The organism is Bacteroidota bacterium (genome assembly GCA_005882315.1).
Lineage (GTDB): Bacteria > Bacteroidota > Bacteroidia > Chitinophagales > Chitinophagaceae > VBAR01.
Genome location: VBAR01000001.1, coordinates 604,035 through 629,870, shown reverse-complemented (window position 1 = coordinate 629,870; position 25,836 = coordinate 604,035). Strand labels below are relative to the sequence as shown.

Genomic DNA, 25,836 nt, shown 5'->3' with positions numbered 1-25,836 from the left:
TATTTTATAAACATGAATTATGAATAAAGTTGTTGCAAATGCTGAAGCAGCAATACAGGATATTGATGATGGTGCCGTTATTATGTTCGGCGGATTTGGTTTGTGTGGGATTCCTGAAAATTGTATAAAAGCATTAGTAAGAAAAGGGACAAAAAATCTTACTTGTATTTCCAATAATGCTGGCGTAGATGATTTTGGCATTGGGCTAATGCTGCATCAAAGGCAGGTTAGAAAAATGGTATCATCTTATGTTGGCGAGAATGCTGAATTTGAAAGACAGATGCTAAGTGGCGAATTGGAAGTAGAACTGATACCACAGGGTACACTTGCTACAAGATGCATGGCTGCTGGCTATGGAATGCCGGCCATTTATACTCCCGCTGGTGTAGGTACTGAAGTAGCCAATGGAAAAGAAGTAAGAAATTTTAATGGTAATGATTATTTACTGGAATATGCTTTCAATGCTGACTTTGCTATTGTAAAAGCATGGAAAGGCGATACGGATGGCAACCTAATTTATCATGAAACGGCTCGCAATTTTAATCCGTTAATGGCGATGGCGGGTAAGATCACCATTGCAGAAGTAGAAGAATTAGTTCAACCGGGAGAATTAAACCCTGATTTCATACATACCCCGGGAATTTTTGTTCACCGTATTTTCCAGGGAATGAATTATGAAAAGAGAATAGAAAACAGAACTGTGAGAAAAGCAATTCTACAATCAGAAGTTAAAAATTTCTAAATCATGCCACTGACTAAAGAACAAATAGCACACCGGATAGCCCGGGAGCTAAAAGATGGGTATTATGTAAATCTTGGTATTGGTATTCCAACTTTGGTGGCTAATTATATTCCTGCCGGAGTAAATGTTATTCTGCAAAGTGAAAATGGATTATTGGGTATGGGGCCGTTTCCTTTTGAAGGGGAAGAGGATCCTGATTTAATAAATGCCGGTAAGCAAACAATTACAACAATACCCGGCTCTGTTTTTTTTGATAGTGCTATGAGTTTTGGGATGATCCGTGCAGGTAAAGTTGATTTAACTGTACTCGGTGCAATGGAAGTAAGTGATGAAGGAGATATTGCTAACTGGAAAATACCCGGCAAAATGGTAAAAGGAATGGGCGGTGCAATGGATTTAGTGGCAAGTGCAAAAAATATTATTGTAGCAATGATGCATACCAATCCTAAAGGCGAATCAAAACTTTTACCTCAATGTACATTACCACTTACAGGAGTGAAATGCGTAAAGATGATTGTAAGTGATTTGGCAGTACTCGATGTTACAGCTGATGGTTTTAAGTTGATTGAAAGAGCACCGGGAATTTCTGTTGAAGAAATAAAAAGTAAAACTGCCGGAAGGCTGATTATAGAAGGAGATATTCCTGAGATGAAATTCTAGAATAGTGAGCCAATAGATTTGGGGTTATTCTATCAGGTTGTTCTTAACTGCAAAAAATACAAGACCGGCTGTATTCTTGCTTCCAAATCTTTCCATCAATCTGTCTTTAATTGATTCAACTGTTCTTGCACTGATTTCCATTTTCTGCGCTATTTCCTGGGCAGTAAATTCCATGCAGATAAATCGTAGTACATCTTTTTCTTTATCGGTCAGCGTTATTTCGCTGTTCAGGTTGGGAATTGTTTTATTACGGGCATGTGAACGTTTCAGCAAAATTCGGTTGACATAATTATTGAGGTAATAACCTTTTTCAAATACATCCATAATAGCTCGGCGTATTTCCTGTGGTTCTGAATTTTTCAGGAGGTAGCCATTAGCACCGTTTTCCATCATATGAAAAACGAACCGCTCATCTTCATACATGCTCAACACCAGTACTTTTATTCCCGGAAATTGTTTGCTTATTGTTTTGGTTGCTTCAATGCCGTCCTTACCAGGCATACGTAAATCCATCAATACAACATCAGGTTGCGCTTCGGCTAACCCGTTAAGTAAATCTTCGCCATTTTCAGCTTCCAATACAAATTTGATATTCGTGTAGGGACGCAATGAAAGTGTAACACCTTTGCGGAAAATTTTATGGTCATCGGCTATAGCTACACGGATTGTGCTCATAAGTTAATCAGATATTGGGTCTATAAAGGTAGCAAATTACCGCAATAATGCGGCCAATCTAGTCTTTCCACGGCTCATCTTTGGGCATTTCCAGTGTCATTTTATAGTAGGTTTTCGAAATATCCTTCTCGAAGAATACACTACCCTGTAGTAGGTTTACACGGCTCTTGATATTCTTTAATCCAAGGCCTGTATTTGTTTTACTAAGCTTTTCAAAGGTGTCCTGCTCAAGACCGTGTCCGTCGTGGTGGATACGTAGGTAAAACTTTTCATTCATTACATTCTGCGTTACATGTATAAAACTGGCACCACTATGACGCAGTATATTATTGATAAGTTCTTGCACAATTCTAAATACCACCAGTTCTTTCTCCGGCTTCAATCTTTCACGGTAATCATGAAAACGGCTACTCGCATTTACCGAACCCGAACCGCTTATTTTTGATATCAGGTCATTTACCGCTGATTCTAAGCCGAAATTCTTAAGTGTAGGAGGCATCAGGTCATGACTGATATTACGGATAAGCGAAATGGTATCATCAATGATCTGCCTTGCCTGAATAATGCTTTGTAGTTGTGAACTTTTATCTTGGTTGATGAGGTTCTCATTCAGATAAAGTCTTACAGTAGCCAGCAAGGGGCCGGCATCATCATGCAGATCGGCCGCCAATCTTTTTCTTTCTTCTTCCTGCATCTTTATTGAAGCGCTAAGCAATTGTTTTTGGTGATTGCTTTCTACATCCAGCAGGTGCCTGTGATAGCCGGTTATTTTCCTGTTATGCATGATGAAAAAGTAAATGACTGTAATACATAATACCAGCATACCTGCAGTACCCAACAGCATGATGAGGGTAAGTCCGGATACTCCAAGCAAATTAGTAAAAAGGTACATGATGGCTGGCAGTTAGGGTTTAAAGGGTGAAATCGAGGTTTGGTAAAGGGTTTTGTGATGATGATTGCTTATTATCCGATCGATTTTTTGCAAATAATATCATTGCAACAATAAATAATGCATTTTTAATTAACTCAACAATATAAGTAATGAACCAAAATTGAATCAATTCTTTATACTCTAGGTTATTTGCAAGGATATAAATAAAGAATGAACCACCTAAATAAATCAGGATGCCGATTGCAATCCACAAGAAATAATTTTTACTAAGTATTGGATTAGAATTCTTTAACAGCTCCTGGAAGTATAAAAAGATAAAGAAGAAGATAAAAATTGTTTCTATAGCTATTGGTATAGAGTCTAGTCTTGTTTTTTTAACTGTTAAGAAATGAATGATTTGAATTGCAATAAAAAGAACAGAAAGTACAAGTAACAGAGTCTTATTATTCCTATTCTTAAGTTGTTGAAATATTAGTAAAGCAAAGAAAGAAAATTCGATAATTGTATAAATAGCGTTTTTTAGGCTTTGTTTAAGCGGAGGATCAAAAAAGAGAAATGTAAAAATTGCAATTGAATAAAAAACTAATACAAGTATTCTTTTATCGGTGATCCTTTTTAAAAGAACCAGATAAACGATTATCGGTACAAGAAATGAGTAAACCAGTATATAATACAAAAGGTCTTCTATGGCTTTGGATTTTGTCCAAAAATAGAAAACCTTTTGAGAATGCTTTAATACATTCTGAAATAAACAGAATTAGTCCTCCCAAACGAAGATTGCATCAACAACTTCTTCGGGTCTTTGTCTTTTGATTGAACTTTTCATAACAGTAACATTTAGAACGTAATCGAATATTCGAATAACCAAAAATTGTAAGTTTTTGCACCCTTTGCTACTGATATTTATAGGCATTGATTGAAGGATTGCTAAACCCTCTTGTAGCAAGGTTTTCGGGTTATTCTACTTAGTTTAATTACTATACCTCAATTCGTATAATACGCATAAAAAACACGTAAAATTACGGTTATAAAAATAGTAATTTTTCGTAGAAAAATAACGTGAATTGAAAGATTATCAACAGGTGGGGAAAAAGTATAGCTGAAGAAATTAACGCTTTTATTTAAAAATATACTCAGTTCTAATTGATAATTACTTGTTTAGAAAATTATCCCAAGTAATTATATAAACTTATGCAACTGATTTGCTGGAAATCTTAAGCAAAGATATTTCTCTAATTACCGCAGCCAATAGGATTAATTACCTTTTTAATCGTCTCGCTTTTTATCATTCAATTCGTATTCTTTCTTATATAAAAATGAAAATACACCATAGCTTGATGAAATATTACGATGAATGATGAACACATGATCAATTCTATGCTCAGCATAATTAAAGCGCCAACTAATTGTTTTCTAAAGTCATTTACTTGCTCTATAAACTAATTAGATGAAGCGAAACAGGGAATAAGAGATCTGAATAAAAGCATAATTCACACCTCTAACTTCATTCTGATGCCCTGCCTTCTCCACATCTGTGAGTCCTTTTTTTTCCTAACCTGCACAATTCAGAATATTTTCGGGTACTTTTACTCAAATGAGTGTTCTTATTTAACTGAAAACCAGTCTACCTATGAGTGATCAACTAATTAAGCTTGCCATTGCTGATGACCACAAAATCTTTCGTGATGGAATCCGGATGGCCCTGAAAGACAAAGAATACCTGAAAATACTTTGGGAGGCAGAAGATGGCAGAGACCTGATGCATAAGCTTAAAATTAAGTTACCAGACGTTATACTGATGGATATTCGAATGCCGGAGATTGACGGTATCAATGCTATTAGTATGATTCGAAAGGAGTACGAAGTGCTTAAAATTATTGTACTCACCATGTATGATGACCAGGAGATGATAACAAAGATGATGGAGATGGGAGCCAACGCTTATCTTACAAAAACCACCGACCCTGAAGAAATTTACCAGGCCATACTCACTTGTATGAACGATGATTTTTATTTCAACGACCTGGTGAATAAGGCAGTACTGCTGAAACTACAGCATAAAAAAAATGTAAGACAGTTTTATCCTAATCCTGTTAAATTTAATGATAAGGAGATGCGGATACTGAAACTGATTGCAGAGGATAAAACGACAGAAGAGATATCAAAAGAAGTTTTCTTAAGTCCCCGCACTATCGAAACCATTCGTCAGAATATGAAACAGAAAGTGGGAGCCAAAACAATTGCAGGATTAGTAATGTATGGTATGAGAAATAAGTTGCTTGAATAACACTCTGTGGGAACCCTCTAGATAATTTTTCTTAAAATAATTCATTGCCTGCATGGCAATATATAATGAGCAATATCAACGACACATATTTCGATGGTCATTATAAAAAAATCTGGAAATCTATTATTCCAGATGAACTGACTGTTAAGGAAACGGATTTTATGTTGCAGTATTTTAAATTGCAGCCTGGCAGCCGTGTCCTTGATTTGATGTGTGGATATGGCCGCCACTCACTTGCATTGGCAGGAAAAGGAATAGAAGTTACAGCAGTTGACAATCTTCCAGATTATATCAATGAAGTAAGGAATAATGCTGAAGCAGAAAATTTACCCGTGCACCCTGTCTTAGGTGATGTGATCCTGTATGAGCCTGAAGGAAACTTTGATTTGGTAATATGTATGGGCAACAGTATCCAGTTTTTTCATAAAGATGAAGTGCTGCAATTGCTCAAAAAAATTGCAGCTCACCTGCATCCCGGCGGATATTTTCTGATTAACACGTGGTCAATTATGGAGATCGCAGTAAAAAGTTTTAAGGAAAAAGCATGGAGCATGAATGGTGATCTAAAATTTTTGGTTGATAGTAAATTTCTTTTTTCACCTAATAGGATAGAAACTGAACACCAGATAATAGCACCGGACGGAACTACTGAGATAAAACAAAGTGTAGATTATATCTGGAGTATGAATGAAATAGAAACCATGTTAGCAAACAGCGGTATGAAGATGACCGAAGTATTTAGTATTCCAGGCAGGAAAAAGTTTACCCTCGGTGAACCCCGTGCATACATCGTGGCGCAGAGAAGCTGAATCCCGGTTTGAATTTATTATTTTAGAGTTTGACTTTTTCAATGAAAAGAGTATCCCTTATAATTATTACTGGATTCATTTCTATTAATTCCTTTTCTCAAACATGGGCAGATAATGTTGCGCCGATTCTCTATTCAAAATGTGTGAGCTGCCATCGTCCGAATAGCATTGCCCCGTTTTCATTACTTACTTATACTGATGCATTCAATTACAGAAACTCGATCAGTACAGCAGTAGCTGCTAAACATATGCCTCCTTGGCCACCCGATGATAACTATCTACATTTTACTGATGCGCGGGCATTGACAACTGCACAAATAAGTACAATAGTAAATTGGGTGAATGCTGGAGCACCATCCGGAAATCTAGCAAATGCACCTGCACAACCGCCGCCGGTTACCAACCAACTCGGTACAGCTGATACTGTTTTAAAAATTCCAAACTATACAAGCAGTGCTTCTACAAATGATATTTATCAATGTTTTGTTTTGCCATTGCGTTTAACAAATGGAAAATATATTTCTGCAGCCGAAATAGTCCCGGGTAATAATTCAATCGTACATCATGTATTATTATACCAGGATACAACTGTAGGTCATGCTGCACAGCAATTGGATAATGCATCACCGGGTCCCGGCTATGTAAGCTTTGGTGGCATTGGAGTGAGTAGTGCTGTATTACTCGATGCATGGGTGCCCGGCAGTGTAGTACGAAAGTCTCCGGTACAATTCGGAAGAAAAATTTATCCTAATTCGGATCTGGTGATGCAGATACATTATCCCGCTGGTAGCAATGGACAATTAGACAGTACTAAATTGAAATTATACTATAACAGTAATCCTTCACCAAGGGAAGTTCGTATAGAACCAATTCTGTATCATTACTCACCTGTACTCACCAACGGACCATTAGCCATCCCTCCAAACACTACACGAACTTTTAATGAGCAATTCACGATTCCCACTATTTATAATGCAAGTGTATTATCGGTTGCGCCGCATATGCATCTTATCGCTGAGTCTGTAAAAGTTTGGGCTAACAAATCAAATGGAGATACAGTAAGATTGATAGATATCCCACATTGGGATTTTCACTGGCAGGGTTCTTATTACTTTCAAAAGCCGGTAGTGATAAACGGGGGCACCACCCTGAAGGCATCTGCTACATATAATAATACATCGTCTAATCCACATAATCCCAATAATCCGCCACAAACAGTAAACCTTGGTGAGGCGACAACAGATGAAATGATGCTGGTCTATTTTGCTTTTACAGCTTATCAAACCGGGGATGAAAACCTGATACTTGATAGTACATTACTTACTACGCCAACTTATGATCCAAATATTATAGTCAGGCGTTTGAAAGTTTTCCCAAATCCTGTTCAGTCATTTATTCAGTTCGAAAATCCAGAACAACATAAAAAAGGTATTGTAAGTATTTGGAGCATGGATGGTCGTAAAGTGTATGAGAAAGAAATAACACACCTGTATTTTGTAAATATTCCTGCTCAGCGTTTACAGGCAGGTGTATATAATATATATCTTAAAACGTCAGAAGCATTATATACGGATAAGCTAGTCGTACAACATTAAACTCATTAAAATTAAAAATCCCGCCACTGGCGGGATTTTTTTCTATTATTATTCTGTTACTGTTATGAAAAAAATTTCTGTTGTATGATTTCCTCTCAGTTAGTTCGGATTTTAAAAACGGGGCTCAAGGTTTAGCTGGTAAAAAGAAAAGTTGATTGATGGGAGAGTGTCGTTTTTGGTCTTTCTAAGGATTTGGAAATAACTTTTCTGGACGGTTTAGGACATTGGATAGGAGAAAACGATTCATCCGTATCAATCAACTTTCTGCGACAAAACTAATAGCCGGACCATATGTTAACAAGAGGATAACTGCTCCTTTTAAAGTTCTCGGATTCTACTGTGGCTATCGTAGTTTTCCGAATTATAAAATGTAACGAGTATAAGTTGTTTACCGTGGGGTAGTTTCTGCATAATTGAAATTGCGTACTTCCCCTATGGTATATGTTGCAGAGTTTTTTCAACTTGCACTCAGATAGATTTCTTATTTGTAACAATTATAATATCCAATCAAAATGAAAAGCCCAGAATCAAACACTGTTATCAGAGTTGCTATTGCCGACGATCATACGATCTTCCGCACCGGCGTGAAAACTGCACTTTCTTCCCGCAAAGACATTCAAATGGTAGCTGAAGCCGAAAACGGAATGCAGCTGCTTAATTTATTAAAGCATATTCAGCCCGATGTAGTGTTGCTGGATATTATGATGCCTGTAATGGATGGCTTTGCCACCTTACCAGAAATAAAAAGATTATACCCAAATGTAAAAGTGATCATGCTCTCTATGAATAATGATCATTCTATCATCAGCCGGATGATGGAAGTAGGTGCCAACTCTTACCTGACTAAAGAAGCAGGCGCAGAAGGTATCTATGAAGCCATCCGCGGGGTAACAGAAAATGAGTTTTTCTTCAACGATCTTACGAATAAAGCATTGCTCAGTGGTTTGCGTAATAAGCCAGCCTCTTCATCACCTTCTGTACAGGATGTACACCTGAGTGAAAAAGAGATCACTATCCTGAAACTGATGTGTGACGAAAAGAGTACAAAGGAAATTGCTGATATTGTAGACCTAAGCCCCCGTACTATTGAAGCTATCCGTGATAAACTGAAAACAAAAACAGGTACCAAATCAATGGCCGGCCTGGTGATGTATGCAGTAAAAGCGGGTATTGTAGAACAACCTCATCAATGAAGCTAATTGTTTATAAAATAAAATGCCACCGATGAGGTGGCATTTTATTTTATAGACTTGGTCTTCTTCTTCTTTTATACAAATACCAACATATAAATATAACTGATGCGAGTGCTATACTTAACCATAATAGCCAGCAGGAATACCATTTGCGTGGCTTTTTGCAAAGACTCCCTTCCCTACATCTGAATTTACTAACTGTATTAATAGTATTGTTTAATGTCAATGCATTGTATGATAGACAAGGACCAGATGATATCCCTGTAGGTAAACCATCTGCAGGATAATTAATATCAGGATTGGACCAATATTCAATTCTATTAAAATTAGGAGAGCCTGCCATAACGGTATTATAATTTGCACCAACATGTCCATGGCTGTAATTGTAAAGGCCACTCCAGTCTGCGTCACAGGTTTCATGCCCGGCTCCAAATAAATGTCCGACTTCATGAGTGAACACCAAATTACTGGCTGATACACCGTATGTGACTATTGCAAAGGCGTTGCTTTCAAAAGCAACGGTATTAGTAGTCATTACATTAGCTATACCAGAGTAACCATACATCATGTTGACCATCATTACGACAATGTCCGCACTGTATGTATTGCGCAAAGTATAAACATTATTAAATATTCCTCCTGGATTACTCGTTATCCGGCTTAAATTTGTTTCAGCATTATTCTGATCAGCATAATTTATTTCTTCTGTATGCACCAAGTTTTGTCTCACGTTGATCCCGCTGTTGATATAGCTTTGATTTGATAACTCAATACAGAGATCTATTGTTGCGTTCATTCCATCAGTTCCTCCCGCTGCACGACCAGCTTCTACAGTGTAAACAACCAACACATCTACTTCTTTGGTAGTATCGCAGCAAGATGCTGTGTCAGTTGTGTATGAACTGTCCACAATTGATCCTCTATGCATTACTTTGTCGGGCTTGGCGTATTTATTATTAATAGAGGCGATTTGATGTACATTATTTCCTTTATACTGCACCCGGTAAATTTTATTATTATCCCGAATATAACCGGCAACTGCGGAACCTACTGTAGTAAATAACACAAAACTGTTAGGAGAGCCTTGAATTTCCCCAAACCATTCAAAACTATTGAGAGTATTATTTATAGACTGCCTGGTTTTTATAATTTGAACAGGTGTAGTTATTCCCGGTAATTGTATTCTCAATGTATCGTTGCCTTGCGTTTTAATCTTATTTATATTGATACTGATATTCTGCTTAACAATAATTGTAGAATCGACGACTTGGGCAACAAAACCTGTATCAGTAGTGTTACTGAATATTTGAGCTATTTGTGAGTTGCTGGCAATGCTGATAAACAAGCAAATTGCAAGTGTAATTTTTTTCATGTTGATTACCGGTTATTATTTATAAAATCAGATTACTTATATTCAATACTGGTAATTGCAGTAAAACAGATAGGATAAAGATTTAGCTGACGATATTGTTTTTTGCGGCAAACATTACAAGCCCAGCTGTATTTCTGACACCAATTTTGTCAATCAGCCTTTGGCGTATTCCTTCAACAGATCGTGGACTCAGGAAAATCACTTTGGCAATTTCTACAGCAGTTTTTTCTTCACAGATAAGTTTGAGTACTTCCATTTCTCTTTCCGTCAGTTCAACATTTTCATTAAAGGAAGGTTTAATATTATTTTTAAGAACCAATTTTTTCAACAACGCTTTATTTACGAGATCATTAAAGTAATAGCCATTTTCTGCCACAGAGTGAATTGCTTTTCTTATTTCGTCTGGTTCGGAATTTTTTAGCAAGTATCCATTGGCTCCTATTTCCATCAAATGAATGATAAACTTATCATCATCATACATTGACACCACCAGTATTTTAATGTCACTATATTTCTTCCTGATTACCTGGGTGGCTTCCATGCCATCCATTATAGGCATTTTCAAATCCATCAGCACTACATCTGGTAGCTGCTTTTCTATATTGCTGATAAGATCTTCGCCGTTATCTGCCTCATGCAGAAATTCAATATCAGTATCTGCAGCTAGGCTGATTTTTAAACCCTCCCTGAAAATTTTATAATCATCTGCTATTGCGATTTTGATTTTTTCCATTATTCAGTCATTATGGGTATTGTTAGTGTTATGCTGTTTTCAGAAGAGAATTTTTCATAGCGGATATTACCTTTAAGCAGAATTATTCTGTTCATTATATTTTTAAGACCCAGGCCTTCAGGTTTATACCGCAACGTTTCAAATTCTTCCTGACTCAAACCATTTCCATTGTAAGTTAATTTAAGCTGCAAGATGTTATCCGCTGCATGCGACTCAATTTTTATGTTAGTAGCTTTTGCATGTTTAAGTAAATTATTTAATAATTCCTGCACAATACGATAGATGCCGATCTCTGTCTGCTGATTTAATACCAGTTGTGAATCATCAAGCTGAAGTTCTGTATTGATCAGTGATCCCTGTACGGTTTTGTTTACAAAATGTGTAATGGCATCGTTCAGCCCGAATTCTTTTAATAAGGTACTGTGAAGGTTATGCGAAATACTTCTGACTTTCTGAATACCTTCATCAAGCAACAGCTTGGATTTATCGAGTAGCTGGTTGTCCGTTTCATCCAGCGCATTTGTTTTGATATTGGAAAAATGGAGCCTGGCTGATGATAAAATTGCCCCTACTTCGTCATGCAATTGCTCAGCAATCCGGTGCCGCTCAGTCTCCTCGCTTTTAATGGCGCCTTCAATCAGCATGTTCTGTTGGCTTTCTTTCAGGTGGCTCATCTGTTTTTGTAAAATCCATTTCTTTTTCTGGTTTACAACAATTATCAGCAAAAAACCGGCAGCAAATAATAACATCGAGGCTATCCCTACAGTTATCATGTTTGTTATATCAATTAACACTGGTTGCATTATTTGTTTTTTCTGCTTTAAAAATGGCAAAAGCAATAAAAAGATTTAAAACGATATAGCTGATATTATGAACATTCCAGATATCAATTGCGAATGCCTCCTTGGCGGCTTTAATAAGATACTGGAAGAACATAAAAATAAAAAAATTGATAGCTGCATATAACGTAAAACCTGTTACAGCCCAGAATTCAGACAATGATGTTATTGAAACGATTTCGTCGCTCAGGTTTACATGATAAATAAAAAGAAGACAATATAATAAAATGATACCTGCTTCTATTGAAAATAACCTGCTGCTGAAATCTTCATTTATGTTTTCAAAAAAACAGAAGTTTATAACTACAAAAACTAAAAATAGTACTGCAATTGCTAATTGAATTTTTTTGTAGCTCTTGTTAATAACGATAAAAAACCAGGTTATTAAAATGAGCCGTGCTGAAGACAGAATGTTATAGAAAATTGCATTATTAAAATCCTTATTTGGGCCGTGAAATAAAAAACTAAAAACCTTTTTTGTCCAATCTTCTATTTCAAGGGTTTTATGTTTCCATGTTATGTCTACCACTAAAGAAATAGCAAGTAACACACACAAATAAGTTACCATAGATTTTATCCATGGAGCATTGGGGCGCCTGATAAAAAAAATAATCAGAGGTATGAGCGTAGCCCATACCTCTGACCAATCTATTATTTCTGTTAGCCAATCCATTTTTTAATCAGGTTTGAATGGCGGACAAGGATTTGTTTCCTGAGGATTACCGGCTCCCCCACCTGGCCTGGGTCTAAAATCTACACGATATGACAAAAACTTTTTGCCGACAGAATCTTTCACATAAGGTATAAATACTAAATAGTCGTAGGTAACGCTTGTGCCATTTGGACCAACCAGATCGGTTAGCTTAGCTTTGTTTAATTCTAGGGTTGAAAATGTAAGATCTGTCAGTAAGCTATCAGCTTCAGGCAAAATACTCAACACATAAGGCTGATTCACAGTTATCACAGAATTGTTTTTTGCGGCATATGCAGCCAGGGTAAGACTGTCAGGAAAATGATTGTAATCATTTACCCTGTAACCAAAGAGCAATTTTTTAAAATCTGACGAGCCCATGTCCAGCGAATTCACAACAAAGCTTTTGTCCATCCTTAAATGATGAAATGCTGCTTTAACAGGTGCAGCTGTTATCGCCGCCGCGCCACCGCCTGCCTCAGGAGCAGAACGATCAACACATCTGAATGCGATAATAACTGAAAAAATAATTAACAGTGTAAGGGGAAATATTCCTTTACCCTTTAAAAAATTGTTTTGTTTCATAACAAATAGTTTTTAGGTGAATAAATGGAGAAAGGGTAAGCTTCAACAGGCGGGATATTCATACCTAATTTAATTATAAGAATCCAAATATCAAATTGCGGCGAGTCAAAAGCTAGCGTATTTCTGCGGATTTTTAAAAATACGTACAAGTACGTAGCCCCCTTTTCATACTCCAGCACTAACACTGTTCACGAGGTATAAGCAGTTTATCGTTCCGCTGAAAGCCTTGCCAGCGTAGTATCTCCTGATATTCATTTTGCGCAGTTCCTACCTTGTTTTACCCCCTTGCATGGGGCCAGATTTGAGTTGTAAAACAAAAACAATGAAACCTCAAATCATCATCACCGTTAGTCTCCTGGTTCTTGCTTCAATGTTCTTTTCCGGCACTGCAAATGCAGCTGGTTCATCAGTAAAAAAAGTAAAAACTGAAAGCAAAAGTATCCAGCTTCAGTATGAAGCAAATACTGAAAAAGCAGAACAACCTGCTCAGTCTTCAAAATCAAATAATCCCGCCAAGCCCAGTCAAAACAGGAGTAATCATGAAAAAGATAGTATGCCTCCTAAAGAAGCGGGTACTAAAAAAGCACATAGTGATGAGGATGGCAGGCATCATCATTTTCATATGCACCGTGCAAAAAAAGCTAAACGCCTGGTAAGCCTGGTTTGCTTTATCGCTAAATTATTACTGGTTATTACGCATATTTGCCTGCTGGCTTATGTATTAAATGCACCCTTTGCCCATTAATAAAAGTGAAAAATTATTTTAACCATAACGGAAAGTTATTTGAGGTTTTACATCCGTCCCTTTCCGTTTCCAATCATAGTTACCGCTACGGCGATGGATTATTTGAAACGATGAAGATGGTAAACGGAAAGATCAACTTATTAAAGTTTCATTTCGAAAGATTGTTTTACAGCATGCAGGTGCCCGGTTTCCGGGTGCCTGTATTATTTTCCGAAAAAAAAATTACGGATGAGATTTACCAGCTTGCAGAAAAAAATAATTGTACACAGCTTGCACGGATAAGACTTACTGTGAGCAGGGGAGAAGGAGGTCTAAACGATTGTGATGATAAACTACAATACACGATTGAATGTATTCCTGCTGATGAAAATGTCAACCGGCTAAATGAAAACGGGTTCATAATTGATATTTACCCAGATGCTGTTAAAAGTTGTGATAAGTTCAGCAACCTGAAATCGACCAGTTATCTTCATTATGTGATGGCTGCACGGTTTGCAAAAGAAAATAAGCTAAACGATGCTTTAGTGATGAATCAACATGGTCGCATTTGCGAAGCTTCTATTGCAAATATTTTCTGGATAAAAGATAAAGTAGTTTATACACCTGCTTTAAGTGAGGGCTGTGTAGCCGGGGTAATGAGAAAATACTTATTGAATAAGTTGCCTGAGGCGGGATACAGAATAACGGAACAGCAATGTGCTGCCGATGATCTTGAAAATGCAGAAGAAGCCTTTCTTACAAACGCAGTATATGGAATAAGATGGGTAAAGCAGTTTAGAGAAAAAGAATACCCCTATAGTCTTATCCAAAAAATCTACGACTCATTTATAAAGCAACTAAGTAAATAATTCTTAACGAAAGAAACGTGGGTTGACAAAATTATTCAGCTTGGAGCCAAACCGGTAATTGATACCAAAATGCGCTGATAAAGAATAACCAGATGCAATTTGTCGTTGGCGGGTAAGCACTTCCTGTGGAGTAGCTCCTTCCTTGGGCAAAAAGATTTGATCGCGGATCAATTCAGCATTTGTAAAAACAAAAAATGATAACCCGCCTGTTATCCTGATCTCCATTCCGCAATTTGCCTGCAGGTTAAAAAGCTTCCAGTTATGAAAATAGTTATGATACTCTAGGCCAAATTGAATGTTTCCCCATTTTTGATTAAATGAAACAGAGCTTTCAATTCCATGCCCGGCTAGTGTTTCTTTTGTTTTATCGTATAGTGTTGAATCAAAATAATTATTACGACGTACGTCAAGTTGGTAACTGATCGTAAAATATTTGGTATTTACTTGTGTGTACGGATAAATGTCATACTCAATTCCGAAGGAGAGTTGTGTTCGTTGTTTGTTGTTTGAAAAAGTATTCCTGGATAATTCAAGTTCATAAGCCCATGACCAATGATCGTCAATAGACTTTATCAGGTATTGAGTGAAAGTATAATTCTCATTTTTAAAAATATCTTTTTGTAAAAATCCGGAATCATCTTTATACTCATAAGATGATCTTTCTTTTCCCGCTTCAAGTTGAAAACCAATTTTTGATTCCTCTGTTATCCGAACAGCAGACAATTCGCCATTTACATTTGAGTTTTCAAAGGATTCCTCTGCACTTCCTGAGCCATTTATACTTGTATTAAAAACCCAGTAATTCCAAGGGTCTTTTTTTGATTGCGTTGAATCTTTTTTTGTTTCATCCTTGATCTTTTCTGTTTTCATCTGAACAGTGATATACTGAGCCATATTTGTTTTAGTAATAAAAGGAGTAAGGCCTAGTTTCAGGTATTTTAGCAATAGATCTCTTTCTTCAAAATCGGTATTGTTTGCTGCGTTATCAAAATAAATAGTATCTGCCATTTGTTTAAAACTATTTTGGCCGAAGAAGATCAATTGATATTTATCGCCTCCACTGCCCGTATTTTGATCGGTAATTAATACATGTACATCTGCTGCCAGCCTGTCAAGCACAAAATCAACAATATTTATTTCTGTGCGTATATAATTCATATCACAACCGGATTGGCAATCTATAAATACTTTTAGGCGGCTGGTTTGTGCCCCGGCATTTATATAAAAAAGAAGGACTAAAAAGGAGACTGCAGTAATTCTGAGTTTCATAGTTGGATGTATGGTTAAAAATACCTGGAATGCAAGGTAGGGCATTCAGTTGTCCATCACTATCACATTTTATGAAAGGAAGAGTTCACGTTCTGAGAGGCGAAGATTGCCTGACAAATTCAATTGATGAAAAGTTTTATACAGCACTGAAATTGCCTTTTTGCCTTCAACGCCCAAATCAACTGAGTAATTATTTACATACAACTCAATATGCTGCCGCATTACATCTTCACTCATCGTTTGTGAATGCTTCTTTACATAATCCGTGATCAATGGATAATTTGTAAACGCATACTCAAGGCTTTTACGGATCAGGTCATCGATCTTTTTCTGAATTTCGGCATCAATATTTCTTTGAACGGCAATTCCACCTAATGGTATCGGCATTTTCATTTTGTCTTCCCAGTATTCACCAAGGTCCATCACTTTATGCAGTCCTTTTTGTTGGTAGGTAAAACGGTTTTCATGAATAATAACTCCTAAATCAGCTTTACCAGCAAGCACAGCATCTTCAATTTCTGAAAATAACATCGGCTTTTTATTCCTTGCATACGGAAATGCAAAACCAAGCAACATGTTTGCTGTTGTATTCAACCCGGGTATTGCAATACTGCTTAATTCAATATTCGAAATTTCTTGTTCGTTCTCCGATATTAAAAGTGGCCCTACTCCTTTTCCTAATGCACTCCCACTATTCAGCAACACATACTTATCCAGTGATTGAAAAAATGCAGGAAAACTAAGTTTAGTAATATCAAGTTTTCCTTGTAATGCCCATTGATTAAGTGTTTCTACATCTTCCAGCATAACATCAAACTCCAATCCCTCTGTATCAATTTTTTTATTGATCAGTGCATCAAAGATGAATGTATCATTAGGACAGGGGGAAAAGCCGAGGGTGAGTTTCATTATTTATTTGAATTCCGGCAAAGATAAACAGGGTTCTCTTATTTCTAAGTTATTACTGAATAATGCAACCTGCTGCTATAGGCTATGCTTTAATTAATGCGCCTCATCAGAAAGATTGTCATCTTTTTTTTCAAGATGAGGTTCATTCAGCTTCACAACATTTGCTCTATTTCTTGCTGCCCTGCTTCGCATGGTCATATTCAGCATTTCTACGCCAAATGAAAAGGCCATACCGAAATAAATATAATTTTTCAGGTGAAGCTTATCTGCCTGTTCATGATCCCATCCTTCAATGACGAGGCTTAAGCCTATCATTACCAAAAATGAAAGTGCCAGCATTTTTATGGTCGGGTGTTTATGTACAAAAGAAGAGATAGCAGGACTGAATAAAAACATTACGATCATAGCTACTACTACAGCAGCAATCATTATTTCTACATGTTTGGCAGTACCGCCGGCTGTGATCACACTGTCAAAGGAAAACACAGCATCAATGATCATTATTTGTGCAACGGCTTGTGTCAGTGAAAGACCTTTTCCTTTTTTCATTTCTACATTCGGATCTTCACCTTCCAGCTTTGCATGAATTTCTTTTACTGATTTCCATATTAAGAACAACCCTCCCAGCAACATGATAATACTGGCCAGGTCAAAACCTTTTCCAAGCCATGATTCCGGAATAAGTTCTTTCCCTTTTTGTTTAAGCAACCAGCTTAAGCCATACAATAGCAAACAACGTGAAATAATGCCAGTGATCATCCATATACGACGGGCTCTTTTTTCATCTTCACGGTTCTTCAACCGCCCCATAATGATGCTTACAAAAATTACATTATCGATACCAAGTACGACCTCAAGTACAACGAGTATAAGAAAACTAATGATACTTTCTGAAGTAAATAAATGTTCCATCTGATTTGAATTAGTAATTAATAATTATTCATTATTAATTTTAAAGTGACTTACAAATTTTCTTTACAATACCAGGCCCTTCATAAATAAAACCCGTCCAAACCTGCACCAAAGCTGCGCCTGCATCTAACTTTTCTTTTGCATCAGCTCCTAAAAAAATACCACCGCTTGCAATAATAGTTATTTCACCATTTGTTTTTTCCGAAATGTATTTTACAATCTCAGTGCTTCTTTGTTTTATAGGCAAACCGCTTAAACCACCAGTTTCCTTACTGATGTTTGCTGATTCCGGACTAAGTCCTTCACGACTGATGGTTGTATTAGTTGCTACCAATCCATCCAATTTTATTTCCATTGCCAGGTCAATTACATCATCAATTTGTTCTTTAGTCAGATCAGGAGCAATTTTTAAAAGTATTGGTTTTGCAAGAGCTTTTGCATTATTCAGCATTTGCAAATGACCTAGTATTTTTCGCAGAGACTCCTTTTCCTGCAATTCCCGTAAACCCGGTGTATTGGGTGAACTTACATTCACAACAAAATAATCTACGTAATGGTGTAGTTCATTAAAACAAATTTCATAATCTTTCCATGCATCTTCATTAGGTGTGATCTTGTTTTTGCCGATATTCCCGCCGATGATCAGTCGTGAATGGTGAGTGGTGAGTGGTGAATGGGTGTTTATTGATTGCCCATTGCCCATTGCCCATTGACGTAATCTCTCAGCAATCACCTTCACGCCGTCATTATTAAATCCCATCCGGTTTATCAGCGCTTTGTCTTTTGGTAAACGGAATAAACGTGGTTTATCATTACCGGGCTGCGCCAATGGCGTTACAGTTCCTATTTCTACGAAACCAAAACCCAAACATTCCAACTCCCGCAAGTACCTGGCATTTTTATCGAAACCAGCACCCAGGCCTACTTTATTTGGGAATTTAATATTGAATAGTTGAGTAGTGAGTGATGTCCCGATAGCTATCGGTAGGCGAGTGGGAGAGAAAAGATCTTTTATCATTTTTTTAATAAAGCCAACACTGCAAAGCATGCGCAGCAGGTTCATAGAGAAATAATGAATTCCTTCGGGAGGAAACAGGAATAATATTTTCAGCAATAATTTATACATCTGCTCTGCTATTGGAATTCTTTATATTTTTTCTGTACAGCTTTACTAAATAATAAATCTATCATTGCCGCATTGTCTTCGTCATAATTTGAAAAATACCAGGTATTATTTTCCTTCACTGCTATCATATCTGGCGTCGATTTTATAACGAGTGAATTATTTTTTGCATCAAAGCGTACATTTTCCTTGCCATAGTTTAACCCCATCAATTCTACCATAGAATTTGCTTTGCTATCCTTGCCAACAGTATCTACAACCTCTTTAAATTTCATATAGATAACCATATTGTGCATGATCTTGCAATATTGTTTGCCTTCAACAGTAAATACCGGGTATATCTTAATTATAAACAGAGAATCAAGCTCAGTGGTAAACTCATCCGTATCGTACATACCGTCCAGCGCCTCTTTCATTTGGCTGCGTGTAACGATAGTAAATAATTCCGGATAGGTGTAGTCCAATATTTTTTCAGTGTTTTTTTCCTGGGTATATATCAAAATCTCTTTCAACCTTTTTGCCAGTGCCGTATCCCCCTGTGCAGCCAGTTGGTTCAGCAGAAAGGATGAAAAAAGAAAGGCCAGTAGTATTTTCTTCATGTTTATTTTTTTCAAAAGAACCCCAAAAGCCTTTACCGGCAAAAAATTTTTACTAAAGGCTGGAAATCCTAACTTTGACTAAGGTTGCATAAACAACCAAATTGAAATTAAACTTTAATCTTATGCAAGAAGCATATATCGTGGCCGGTTACCGTTCGGCAGTTGGAAAAGCAAAACGTGGTGGTTTTCGTTTTTATCGCCCAGATGATCTGGCAGTGGATGTTATAAAAGGTTTAGTAGCATCAGTACCTCAATTGGAAGCCAAAAGAGTGGATGATGTGATTGTTGGTAATGCTGTGCCCGAGGCTGAACAGGGGTTGCAGTTCGGTCGTATTATCTCAGCAAAAGCATTGGGAATCGATGTGCCGGGGATCACTATCAACCGCTATTGCGCCAGCGGCCTGGAGGCTATTGCTATGGCAACAGCAAAGATCAGGTCTGGGATGGCCGAGTGTATTATCGCAGGTGGTACAGAAAGTATGAGCCTTGTTCCAACAGCAGGGTGGAAAACAGTTCCTTCTTATGCTATTGCTAAAGATGAACCGGATTATTATCTAAGTATGGGATTAACTGCCGAAGCAGTAGCAAAAGAATATAATATCAGCCGCGAAGCACAAGATGAATTTTCTTATCATTCACACCAGAAAGCGATCAATGCTATTCAAAACGGGTATTTTAAACCAGGCATATTGCCGGTGAATGTCGAAGAGGTTTATTTGGATGCAAAAGGAAAAAAACAAAAAAGAAATTATATAGTTGATACCGATGAAGGCCCGAGGGCTGATACATCTGTTGATGCATTGGCAAAACTAAAACCTGCATTTGCAGCAGGCGGATGTGTTACTGCGGGTAATTCATCGCAGACAAGCGATGGCGCTGCGTTTGTAATTGTGATGAGTGAAAGGATGATCAATGAACTCGGTTTAAAACCAATTGGTCGTTTAGTAAATTCTGCTGTTGCAGGTGTTCATCCACGTATCATGGGTATTGGCCCGGTAGCTGCTATTCCGAAAGTGATGAAACAATCCGGAATGAACTTATCAGATATTGATCTGATTGAACTGAACGAAGCATTTGCATCGCAGGCACTCGCAGTTATTCGTGAAGCAGGGCTAGACTCTTCTAAAGTAAATATTAATGGCGGTGCTATTGCATTAGGTCATCCATTAGGTTGCACAGGTTGTAAACTCACTATTCAAAACCTGCATGACATGAAACGCCTGAATAAAAAATACGGAATGATCACAGCCTGTGTTGGCGGTGGCCAGGGTATTGCCGGCATAATTGAGAATATTAATTGATCCGTTTTTATTTAGGAGGTTGTTGTGGCTGTAAGGATAGTTGTCGGGATGATTCATTATAGATGCTAACAAGAAATTGATCTTTTTTCCATTCTTCATTTTCTACTCTATTTAAAGCATCAATACAGCCTTTGTAATTTTTTACATTATAGTAATTTAATGCAAGATTAAATAATCCCTCTTTGGCTTTAGGAGCAAACTTTAATCCGAGGTTATAATATTTAATGGCTTCTTCGAACTGTTCCATTTCAGTATATACCGTTCCAATTGTATTATAAACTTTATAGCTGTTCGGATGATACTTTAAGGCAACCTTTAATTCCTTTAGGGCTTTGTCATAGTTTTTTGTTGCTTTATATGCTATCCCTGAATATATTTCAACTGAATTTCCTATAGGGTCGAGGGTATTAAAGGAGTTTTTTGCAGCTTCGGCTTCTTCCAATACGGTTGCATGTTGCCCCACGTTTTCATAACCCCTTGCACGGTTCAGATGTACTTCAAAACTGTATCGTTTGATACCAATGAAAATTGCAAACACAGCCGCAAATACCATAGAGTAAGTCGCCCATTTTGGTATTGAGATATTTTTATTTCTTTCTGTAGTATGAAAATTAAACCATGCACCAAGAACAGCACCACACATCAGTGTAAAGTAAAGCGAATGTTCAATTCTCTCTTCCGGGAAACTAAACATAGAGTCTGCTGCAAAGCCGGTCATTCCTGCAATCATAAATATTGTCAGCAATCGTGATTCTTCGGATGTTGTTTTTATGATCACTTGTAAACCCAGCAAACCAATTATTATCCATGGTATAAAATAAAGCAATGCGCCGGGTATTCCTGTTTCGCTGGCTATATGCAGGTAATCGTTATGTGGTTGGTCGGGTACATATTTAGCGGCTTCCCATGCAGTACCTTCTGTTCCGGTTGTTGGTATGGCAATGCGCCAGTTGCCAGGGCCAACTCCCAACACAGGTTGTTTTTTTATAAGCTCAATTGTTTTTTTCCATATGGTTATACGTTCAGATACATTTTTTTGTTCTGATGATGAATCAACAGATGTTCCGGTAAAACTTGCAGCACGGCCTGCTATTGATTTTTTAAAATTTTCATTATCGTTTGTTACCATCAGGAACCCGATCGTAAGAATGATAATAAATAAAGCTACTGCAGAACCTACCAGCCATTTTTTTCTGTTACCAGGCGAAAAAATATAGATCAGTATAAAAGTAATTGCAAAAATTAATGCAGATGCAAGCCATGCTGATCTTGTTTGTGAAAAGAAAATAGAGATTACGAGTAAAAACAATGAAGCACCTGAAATATATTTCCATGTACGGCTGCCTTGTTGCATTACCATCAGGCAGAAGGGAATGAGTAATGCCTGTGCAGATCCATAGAGATTCCTGTTTGCCATCAGGCCATAAGGGATATAGTTACCCGGTATATTAGTAAATCCAGCTTCATAGAATTGAAAGATGCCTATAAAGCTGTGAAGTATTCCGGCTATAGCTAATGTTTTGGCGATTTTTAAAAACTGTTTTTCTTCATGTATTACAGCAAATACAATTACAAACAACACGGTAAGATTTAGTAGTTGGCGGCTAACCACATAAAACCCTTCAGCAGGGTTTACCGCATTGGTGGAAGAAATAATTGACCATAAAGCAAAAGCAGCACCCGAAATAAAAACAATTTTTACAGGTAGCGGAAAATTATCAGGCAATGTTTTTTTCCCTCTTAACAGGAAAACGATTGTAAAGATCAAAATAACTGCCGCTAACCACATAAACCTGTTCACTACAGCAGGATCGATTTGTTTTGCGGAAATTAGAAAAGGTAAAATAGCTACCAGCACTACCAACCAGTTGGTCATGGATGAAGAGCCGGCATTGCCAGTAGCGGCCTTTTTATTTTTTACTGCATTTTTATCAGCTGTAATTTCTGCTTTTTTTTGTGCAGCTTTATTTTTTTTTCCCATAAGAGTCGGTCACTTTAGTAGAAACATAGATAGTGCTTTTTCGCCATATATAAAACTGCTTAGCTAAAACGAGAATCGGGCTGAAAAGCAAGATCACTTACATTCTTTTTCAAGCACAGATACAATTCTGTCATAATATTCTCTTGCCCGTTGCGGCGTGCTGCCTATACACACTACACCTAATTTACCAAACTGTGAAAGGGCGCCGATAAGATGAAACATTACACCTTCCTGTGATGTGCCATCGTAATGAATATCATTGACCATCGCTATATCAATAAGATCATGCGGTGTGATACCAACATAGTTTTCACTTTTCAAATTATCTGAACAGAAATAATAGCGTACCAAATGTCCTTTTGATGTGTAATACAAACCATCATTTGCATTATACTCACCATCTGTAAGAAACTGGAGCATTAGAAACGGATGTGTAGTGCCGCCTTTACGCAAGTTTATTTCAATCGGATAATGTTTCCATCCTTCATTTGTTTTTACAGAAATAAAATCAATGGCAAAACGGCCGATCACTTCTTTGTCTTTCATGATTTCTGCAACCCTTAAACCCATCTTGCCCAGTTCTACTCCATAGTCAGCAGATGCAGGAAAATGTGCACCGAGATAAACCTGTCCGCTATCACCGCCAAGTTCCTGGTCATGAGTTGAAATGACCTGGCACCGGCCAGTAGGAGTGATACGACATTGTACTGATGGCGATGTTTTGATCTCGCCTTCAACAAACTCTTCAACAATGCCGCCCATTTCACTATACTTCTTCAGAAATAATTCAAAGCTCAAATCACTGGCAACCAGTTTGAGATTATTTTCAAAATTATTCTGCACCCATTCGAAAAGATTCAATGAGTTTTCCGATCCTTTATAATAAAAGATCGCATTGCCATCACCAGAGAAGCCATCATTTACCTTAACAACAGCTTTTCTTAATGCAGGATTATCTTCTTTAAGTTTTGTCAAAGCTTTGATAATATCTTCCGGGGTATATAGATCTTCAAAACCATTGGGTACATCCAACCCGCATTCCCTGAAAATTTTCCGGCCATTACTTTTACTTCCCAGTTCATACAGATCAGGATCACAGCCGTACACGGGTATATTCAGTTGTACAGCCAAAGTTCTTTCATAAGGAGTAATGTTAAAACATGACATATGTGCTTCATGATCCGGAGGAATAAAATCTTTTATCCTTTTTATAATACGTGGCCGTTCAAGAATTTTCTGGGTCAAAGGTTTTGATGAAGAATCATGACAACTTAATAAAGTAAGACGCCGCATGGCATGATAACCTGTAACACCCGGAAGCATGTGTAAATAATAATCAATGATAACAGGGTCAATGGTTTCACTGGTTACATAAATGACATTGGTACGTGGCATACGCAACAGCATCAACAGGCAAAGCATTCTTTCCTCATAATGATTAATGCCGCTGATCTTTGAAAGAATTTCCTGGTCCATTGTAAGCGATGGAATAATGACAACCGTACGTGGCGCCAGTTTATCCGGGAAAATATGTTCAAACTGCAGGGTAAATTTTTCCTGCAGCTTTTTAAAAAGCATTACTTCTGCCGCCGAACCCGGCACAGGATGCAAGTCTGCAAAATGCAAAGGAGAAGGTGCAATCTGTAAATTTTTTTTCTCGGGCATTGAAAATTTTTAAGCTCAAAAAATAATTTCTGTAAGATAAATCATTTTCATGCTTCCTGACCTGTCCATACAGCGCCGCCAATACTATTTTTGATTGCTCCTGTTTTAGTGGCCATAAAATTATTTTCTTCCCGCCAACGGAGTACAGCCAATAATGCCAATTGAATTTCAATATCTGTTTCAGGCAGCAATTCTGTAACTACAGCACCTTCATAATTTCCATTGCCGCCAAGTGATATGTTTATGCCGGTGAAATCTGCCACTACATTTATTTCAGTTGCTGAAGCTATTGCTGCCGGATCACCCATTTCGCAATAATTCACTGTTCCTTCAAAAAGTGAAAATCCTTTTAATGCAATTAACTGCACCCTGAACTCAAGAGCATTTTTTGTAATAAACGCTTTGATGATTTCTGCAAGGTATTTTCCAAACTCTTTATTTAATGACTGGTATTCTGCCAATGAAATTTTTTCAATACCGGGTAAATGAGATTGCCAGTATGTGGTATAATCAACTGCTTCTTTAATAAAATTGCTGTATTCCCATTTGCCTGATGTAAACTGTAATTCCACGTAGCCAATGCCGGATCCTTCACCCGGTTTTCCGCATTGCACACCAATAACTTTATAGATCATGAACCAGATTTTTGGTTATAAATTTTGTCCCGTTGATTATCGGGATTAGATTTGTTCAAAAGTACAATTCCCAAATGGTAATCAACCTGAGCGAAAATCATTCTTTGATCAGCAACTGGGTAAGTGAGCTGCGTGATGTGACGGTACAATCCGACAGGATGCGTTTTCGCCGCAACCTTGAAAGGATTGGTGAAATAGCAGCGTATGAGATAAGCAAGGTATTACCATTTGAAGAAAAAGAGATTGATACTCCTTTGGGTACTGCTACATCAAAACTAATGACAAGCCAACCTGTGCTGGCAACAATACTTCGTGCTGGATTACCGTTACATCAGGGGCTGCTTAATTATTTTGATAAAGCAGATAACGCATTTATATCAGCTTACCGCAAGCATGAAAAAGACGGCTCATTTGAAATAAATATAGAATATCTCAGTTGTCCCGAAATAGATGACCGGGTACTTATTATTTCAGATCCCATGCTGGCGACAGGCTCATCATTGGTAAAAACGATCCACCAGTTGAAAGATGAGGGTAGCCCAAAAGAGATCCATATCGTTTGTGCCATTGCCTGTACAGTGGGAATTGAGTACGTAAAAAGGGAAGAACCTAAGGTAACGATCTGGTGCGGAGATATTGATGATGAACTAACTGCAAAGGGATATATAGTTCCGGGGCTGGGTGATGCGGGAGATCTTGCATTCGGAACCAAAATGCAGAGTTAAAATCCTTAATTCTACAAGCCAGGATAGAAAAAATTCTACAAAACCATCTTC

The 25,836-nt window shown here is 37.4% G+C and carries 26 protein-coding genes; 10 read left to right on the top strand and 16 right to left on the bottom strand.

Translation table 11 applies throughout. The features are described from left to right. Nucleotides 1-16: 16 nt before the first annotated feature. Together E6H07_02555 and E6H07_02550 are read left to right on the top strand one after the other, a co-directional pair. A complete protein-coding gene (locus E6H07_02555) occupies nt 17-742 on the top strand; it encodes a CoA transferase subunit A (GenBank protein TMI64816.1) in 726 nt (241 codons plus the stop codon). Nucleotides 743-745: 3 nt separating this feature from the next. Then, nucleotides 746-1,402, top strand: a complete 657-nt coding sequence (locus E6H07_02550; GenBank protein ID TMI64815.1) for a CoA transferase subunit B — start codon at nt 746-748, stop codon at nt 1,400-1,402. A gap of 24 nt (nt 1,403-1,426) precedes the next feature. Here E6H07_02550 and E6H07_02545 read toward each other — a convergent pair whose 3' ends face one another. Genes E6H07_02545 through E6H07_02535 form a run of 3 tightly spaced genes read right to left on the bottom strand, consistent with a single transcriptional unit; the run spans nt 1,427 to nt 3,222 of the window. Next, the gene (locus E6H07_02545; protein ID TMI64814.1) at nt 1,427-2,077 is read right to left on the bottom strand and encodes a response regulator transcription factor; all 651 of its coding nucleotides are present in this window, start codon (nt 2,075-2,077) and stop codon (nt 1,427-1,429) included. A 58-nt stretch (nt 2,078-2,135) separates the two neighbouring features. Next, entirely contained in the window at nt 2,136-2,969 is an 834-nt protein-coding gene (locus E6H07_02540) for a two-component sensor histidine kinase (protein ID TMI64813.1), read from the bottom strand. 19 nt (nt 2,970-2,988) lie between these two features. Further along, nucleotides 2,989-3,222, bottom strand: coding sequence for a hypothetical protein (locus tag E6H07_02535; protein TMI64812.1), 234 nt, complete (start codon nt 3,220-3,222; stop codon nt 2,989-2,991). Between the two features lie 1,377 nt (nt 3,223-4,599). Here E6H07_02535 and E6H07_02530 point away from each other — a divergent pair. The 4 genes from E6H07_02530 (at nt 4,600) to E6H07_02515 (ending at nt 8,853) form a co-directional block, all read left to right on the top strand. Next, nucleotides 4,600-5,256 (top strand): response regulator transcription factor, encoded by a 657-nt coding sequence (locus tag E6H07_02530; GenBank protein TMI64811.1) that lies wholly within the window; start codon nt 4,600-4,602, stop codon nt 5,254-5,256. Between the two features lie 44 nt (nt 5,257-5,300). Continuing rightward, nucleotides 5,301-6,065: a class I SAM-dependent methyltransferase gene (locus E6H07_02525; protein ID TMI64810.1), complete on the top strand. Its 765-nt coding sequence runs from the start codon at nt 5,301-5,303 to the stop codon at nt 6,063-6,065. Between the two features lie 41 nt (nt 6,066-6,106). Continuing rightward, nucleotides 6,107-7,660, top strand: a complete 1,554-nt coding sequence (locus E6H07_02520) for a T9SS type A sorting domain-containing protein (protein TMI64809.1) — start codon at nt 6,107-6,109, stop codon at nt 7,658-7,660. Nucleotides 7,661-8,172: 512 nt separating this feature from the next. Beyond that, nucleotides 8,173-8,853, top strand: coding sequence for a response regulator transcription factor (locus E6H07_02515; protein TMI64808.1), 681 nt, complete (start codon nt 8,173-8,175; stop codon nt 8,851-8,853). A gap of 49 nt (nt 8,854-8,902) precedes the next feature. On the opposite strand, the gene E6H07_02510 is transcribed toward E6H07_02515, so the two are convergent. The 5 genes from E6H07_02510 to E6H07_02490 form a co-directional block, all read right to left on the bottom strand. After that, nucleotides 8,903-10,225, bottom strand: coding sequence for a hypothetical protein (locus E6H07_02510; GenBank protein TMI64807.1), 1,323 nt, complete (start codon nt 10,223-10,225; stop codon nt 8,903-8,905). Between the two features lie 82 nt (nt 10,226-10,307). Further along, a complete protein-coding gene (locus E6H07_02505) occupies nt 10,308-10,958 on the bottom strand; it encodes a response regulator transcription factor (GenBank protein TMI64806.1) in 651 nt (216 codons plus the stop codon). Continuing rightward, complete coding sequence (locus tag E6H07_02500) at nt 10,958-11,761, bottom strand: hypothetical protein (GenBank protein ID TMI64805.1); 804 nt, start codon at nt 11,759-11,761, stop codon at nt 10,958-10,960. The genes E6H07_02505 and E6H07_02500 overlap by 1 nt, the downstream gene beginning before the upstream one ends. Next, nucleotides 11,742-12,470, bottom strand: a complete 729-nt coding sequence (locus E6H07_02495; GenBank protein ID TMI64804.1) for a hypothetical protein — start codon at nt 12,468-12,470, stop codon at nt 11,742-11,744. The genes E6H07_02500 and E6H07_02495 overlap by 20 nt, the downstream gene beginning before the upstream one ends. Nucleotides 12,471-12,473: 3 nt before the next feature. Continuing rightward, complete coding sequence (locus E6H07_02490; protein TMI64803.1) at nt 12,474-13,073, bottom strand: hypothetical protein; 600 nt, start codon at nt 13,071-13,073, stop codon at nt 12,474-12,476. Between the two features lie 322 nt (nt 13,074-13,395). Here E6H07_02490 and E6H07_02485 point away from each other — a divergent pair, with 322 nt between their 5' ends. Both E6H07_02485 and E6H07_02480 read left to right on the top strand, forming a co-directional pair. Beyond that, a complete protein-coding gene (locus E6H07_02485) occupies nt 13,396-13,818 on the top strand; it encodes a hypothetical protein (GenBank protein TMI64802.1) in 423 nt (140 codons plus the stop codon). A 5-nt stretch (nt 13,819-13,823) separates the two neighbouring features. Next, nucleotides 13,824-14,666 (top strand): 4-amino-4-deoxychorismate lyase, encoded by an 843-nt coding sequence (locus E6H07_02480; GenBank protein TMI64801.1) that lies wholly within the window; start codon nt 13,824-13,826, stop codon nt 14,664-14,666. A 3-nt stretch (nt 14,667-14,669) separates the two neighbouring features. Here E6H07_02480 and E6H07_02475 read toward each other — a convergent pair whose 3' ends face one another. The 5 genes from E6H07_02475 to E6H07_02455 all read right to left on the bottom strand — a co-directional run bounded on the left by E6H07_02475 (nt 14,670) and on the right by E6H07_02455 (nt 19,478). Next, entirely contained in the window at nt 14,670-15,935 is a 1,266-nt protein-coding gene (locus E6H07_02475; protein ID TMI64800.1) for a hypothetical protein, read from the bottom strand. A 69-nt stretch (nt 15,936-16,004) separates the two neighbouring features. Beyond that, the gene (locus E6H07_02470; protein ID TMI64799.1) at nt 16,005-16,844 is read right to left on the bottom strand and encodes a 1,4-dihydroxy-6-naphthoate synthase; all 840 of its coding nucleotides are present in this window, start codon (nt 16,842-16,844) and stop codon (nt 16,005-16,007) included. A gap of 93 nt (nt 16,845-16,937) precedes the next feature. Then, nucleotides 16,938-17,756, bottom strand: a complete 819-nt coding sequence (locus E6H07_02465; protein TMI64798.1) for a TerC family protein — start codon at nt 17,754-17,756, stop codon at nt 16,938-16,940. Between the two features lie 40 nt (nt 17,757-17,796). Then, nucleotides 17,797-18,882: a quinone-dependent dihydroorotate dehydrogenase gene (locus E6H07_02460; GenBank protein TMI64797.1), complete on the bottom strand. Its 1,086-nt coding sequence runs from the start codon at nt 18,880-18,882 to the stop codon at nt 17,797-17,799. A gap of 8 nt (nt 18,883-18,890) precedes the next feature. Continuing rightward, on the bottom strand, nt 18,891-19,478 hold the full coding sequence (locus E6H07_02455; GenBank protein TMI64796.1) for a hypothetical protein: 588 nt from the start codon (nt 19,476-19,478) through the stop codon (nt 18,891-18,893). Nucleotides 19,479-19,600: 122 nt separating this feature from the next. On the opposite strand from E6H07_02455, the gene E6H07_02450 reads away from it, so the two are divergent. After that, the gene (locus E6H07_02450; GenBank protein ID TMI64795.1) at nt 19,601-20,779 is read left to right on the top strand and encodes an acetyl-CoA C-acyltransferase; all 1,179 of its coding nucleotides are present in this window, start codon (nt 19,601-19,603) and stop codon (nt 20,777-20,779) included. Nucleotides 20,780-20,786: 7 nt separating this feature from the next. On the opposite strand, the gene E6H07_02445 is transcribed toward E6H07_02450, so the two are convergent. The 3 genes from E6H07_02445 to E6H07_02435 all read right to left on the bottom strand — a co-directional run bounded on the left by E6H07_02445 (nt 20,787) and on the right by E6H07_02435 (nt 25,060). Beyond that, entirely contained in the window at nt 20,787-22,760 is a 1,974-nt protein-coding gene (locus E6H07_02445) for a tetratricopeptide repeat protein (protein TMI64794.1), read from the bottom strand. A 93-nt stretch (nt 22,761-22,853) separates the two neighbouring features. Further along, nucleotides 22,854-24,338 (bottom strand): carboxylate-amine ligase, encoded by a 1,485-nt coding sequence (locus E6H07_02440; protein ID TMI66448.1) that lies wholly within the window; start codon nt 24,336-24,338, stop codon nt 22,854-22,856. Between the two features lie 134 nt (nt 24,339-24,472). After that, the gene (locus E6H07_02435) at nt 24,473-25,060 is read right to left on the bottom strand and encodes a hypothetical protein (GenBank protein TMI64793.1); all 588 of its coding nucleotides are present in this window, start codon (nt 25,058-25,060) and stop codon (nt 24,473-24,475) included. 74 nt (nt 25,061-25,134) lie between these two features. Here E6H07_02435 and E6H07_02430 point away from each other — a divergent pair, with 74 nt between their 5' ends. Beyond that, nucleotides 25,135-25,785 (top strand): uracil phosphoribosyltransferase, encoded by a 651-nt coding sequence (locus E6H07_02430; GenBank protein TMI64792.1) that lies wholly within the window; start codon nt 25,135-25,137, stop codon nt 25,783-25,785. Nucleotides 25,786-25,836 lie beyond the last annotated feature (51 nt).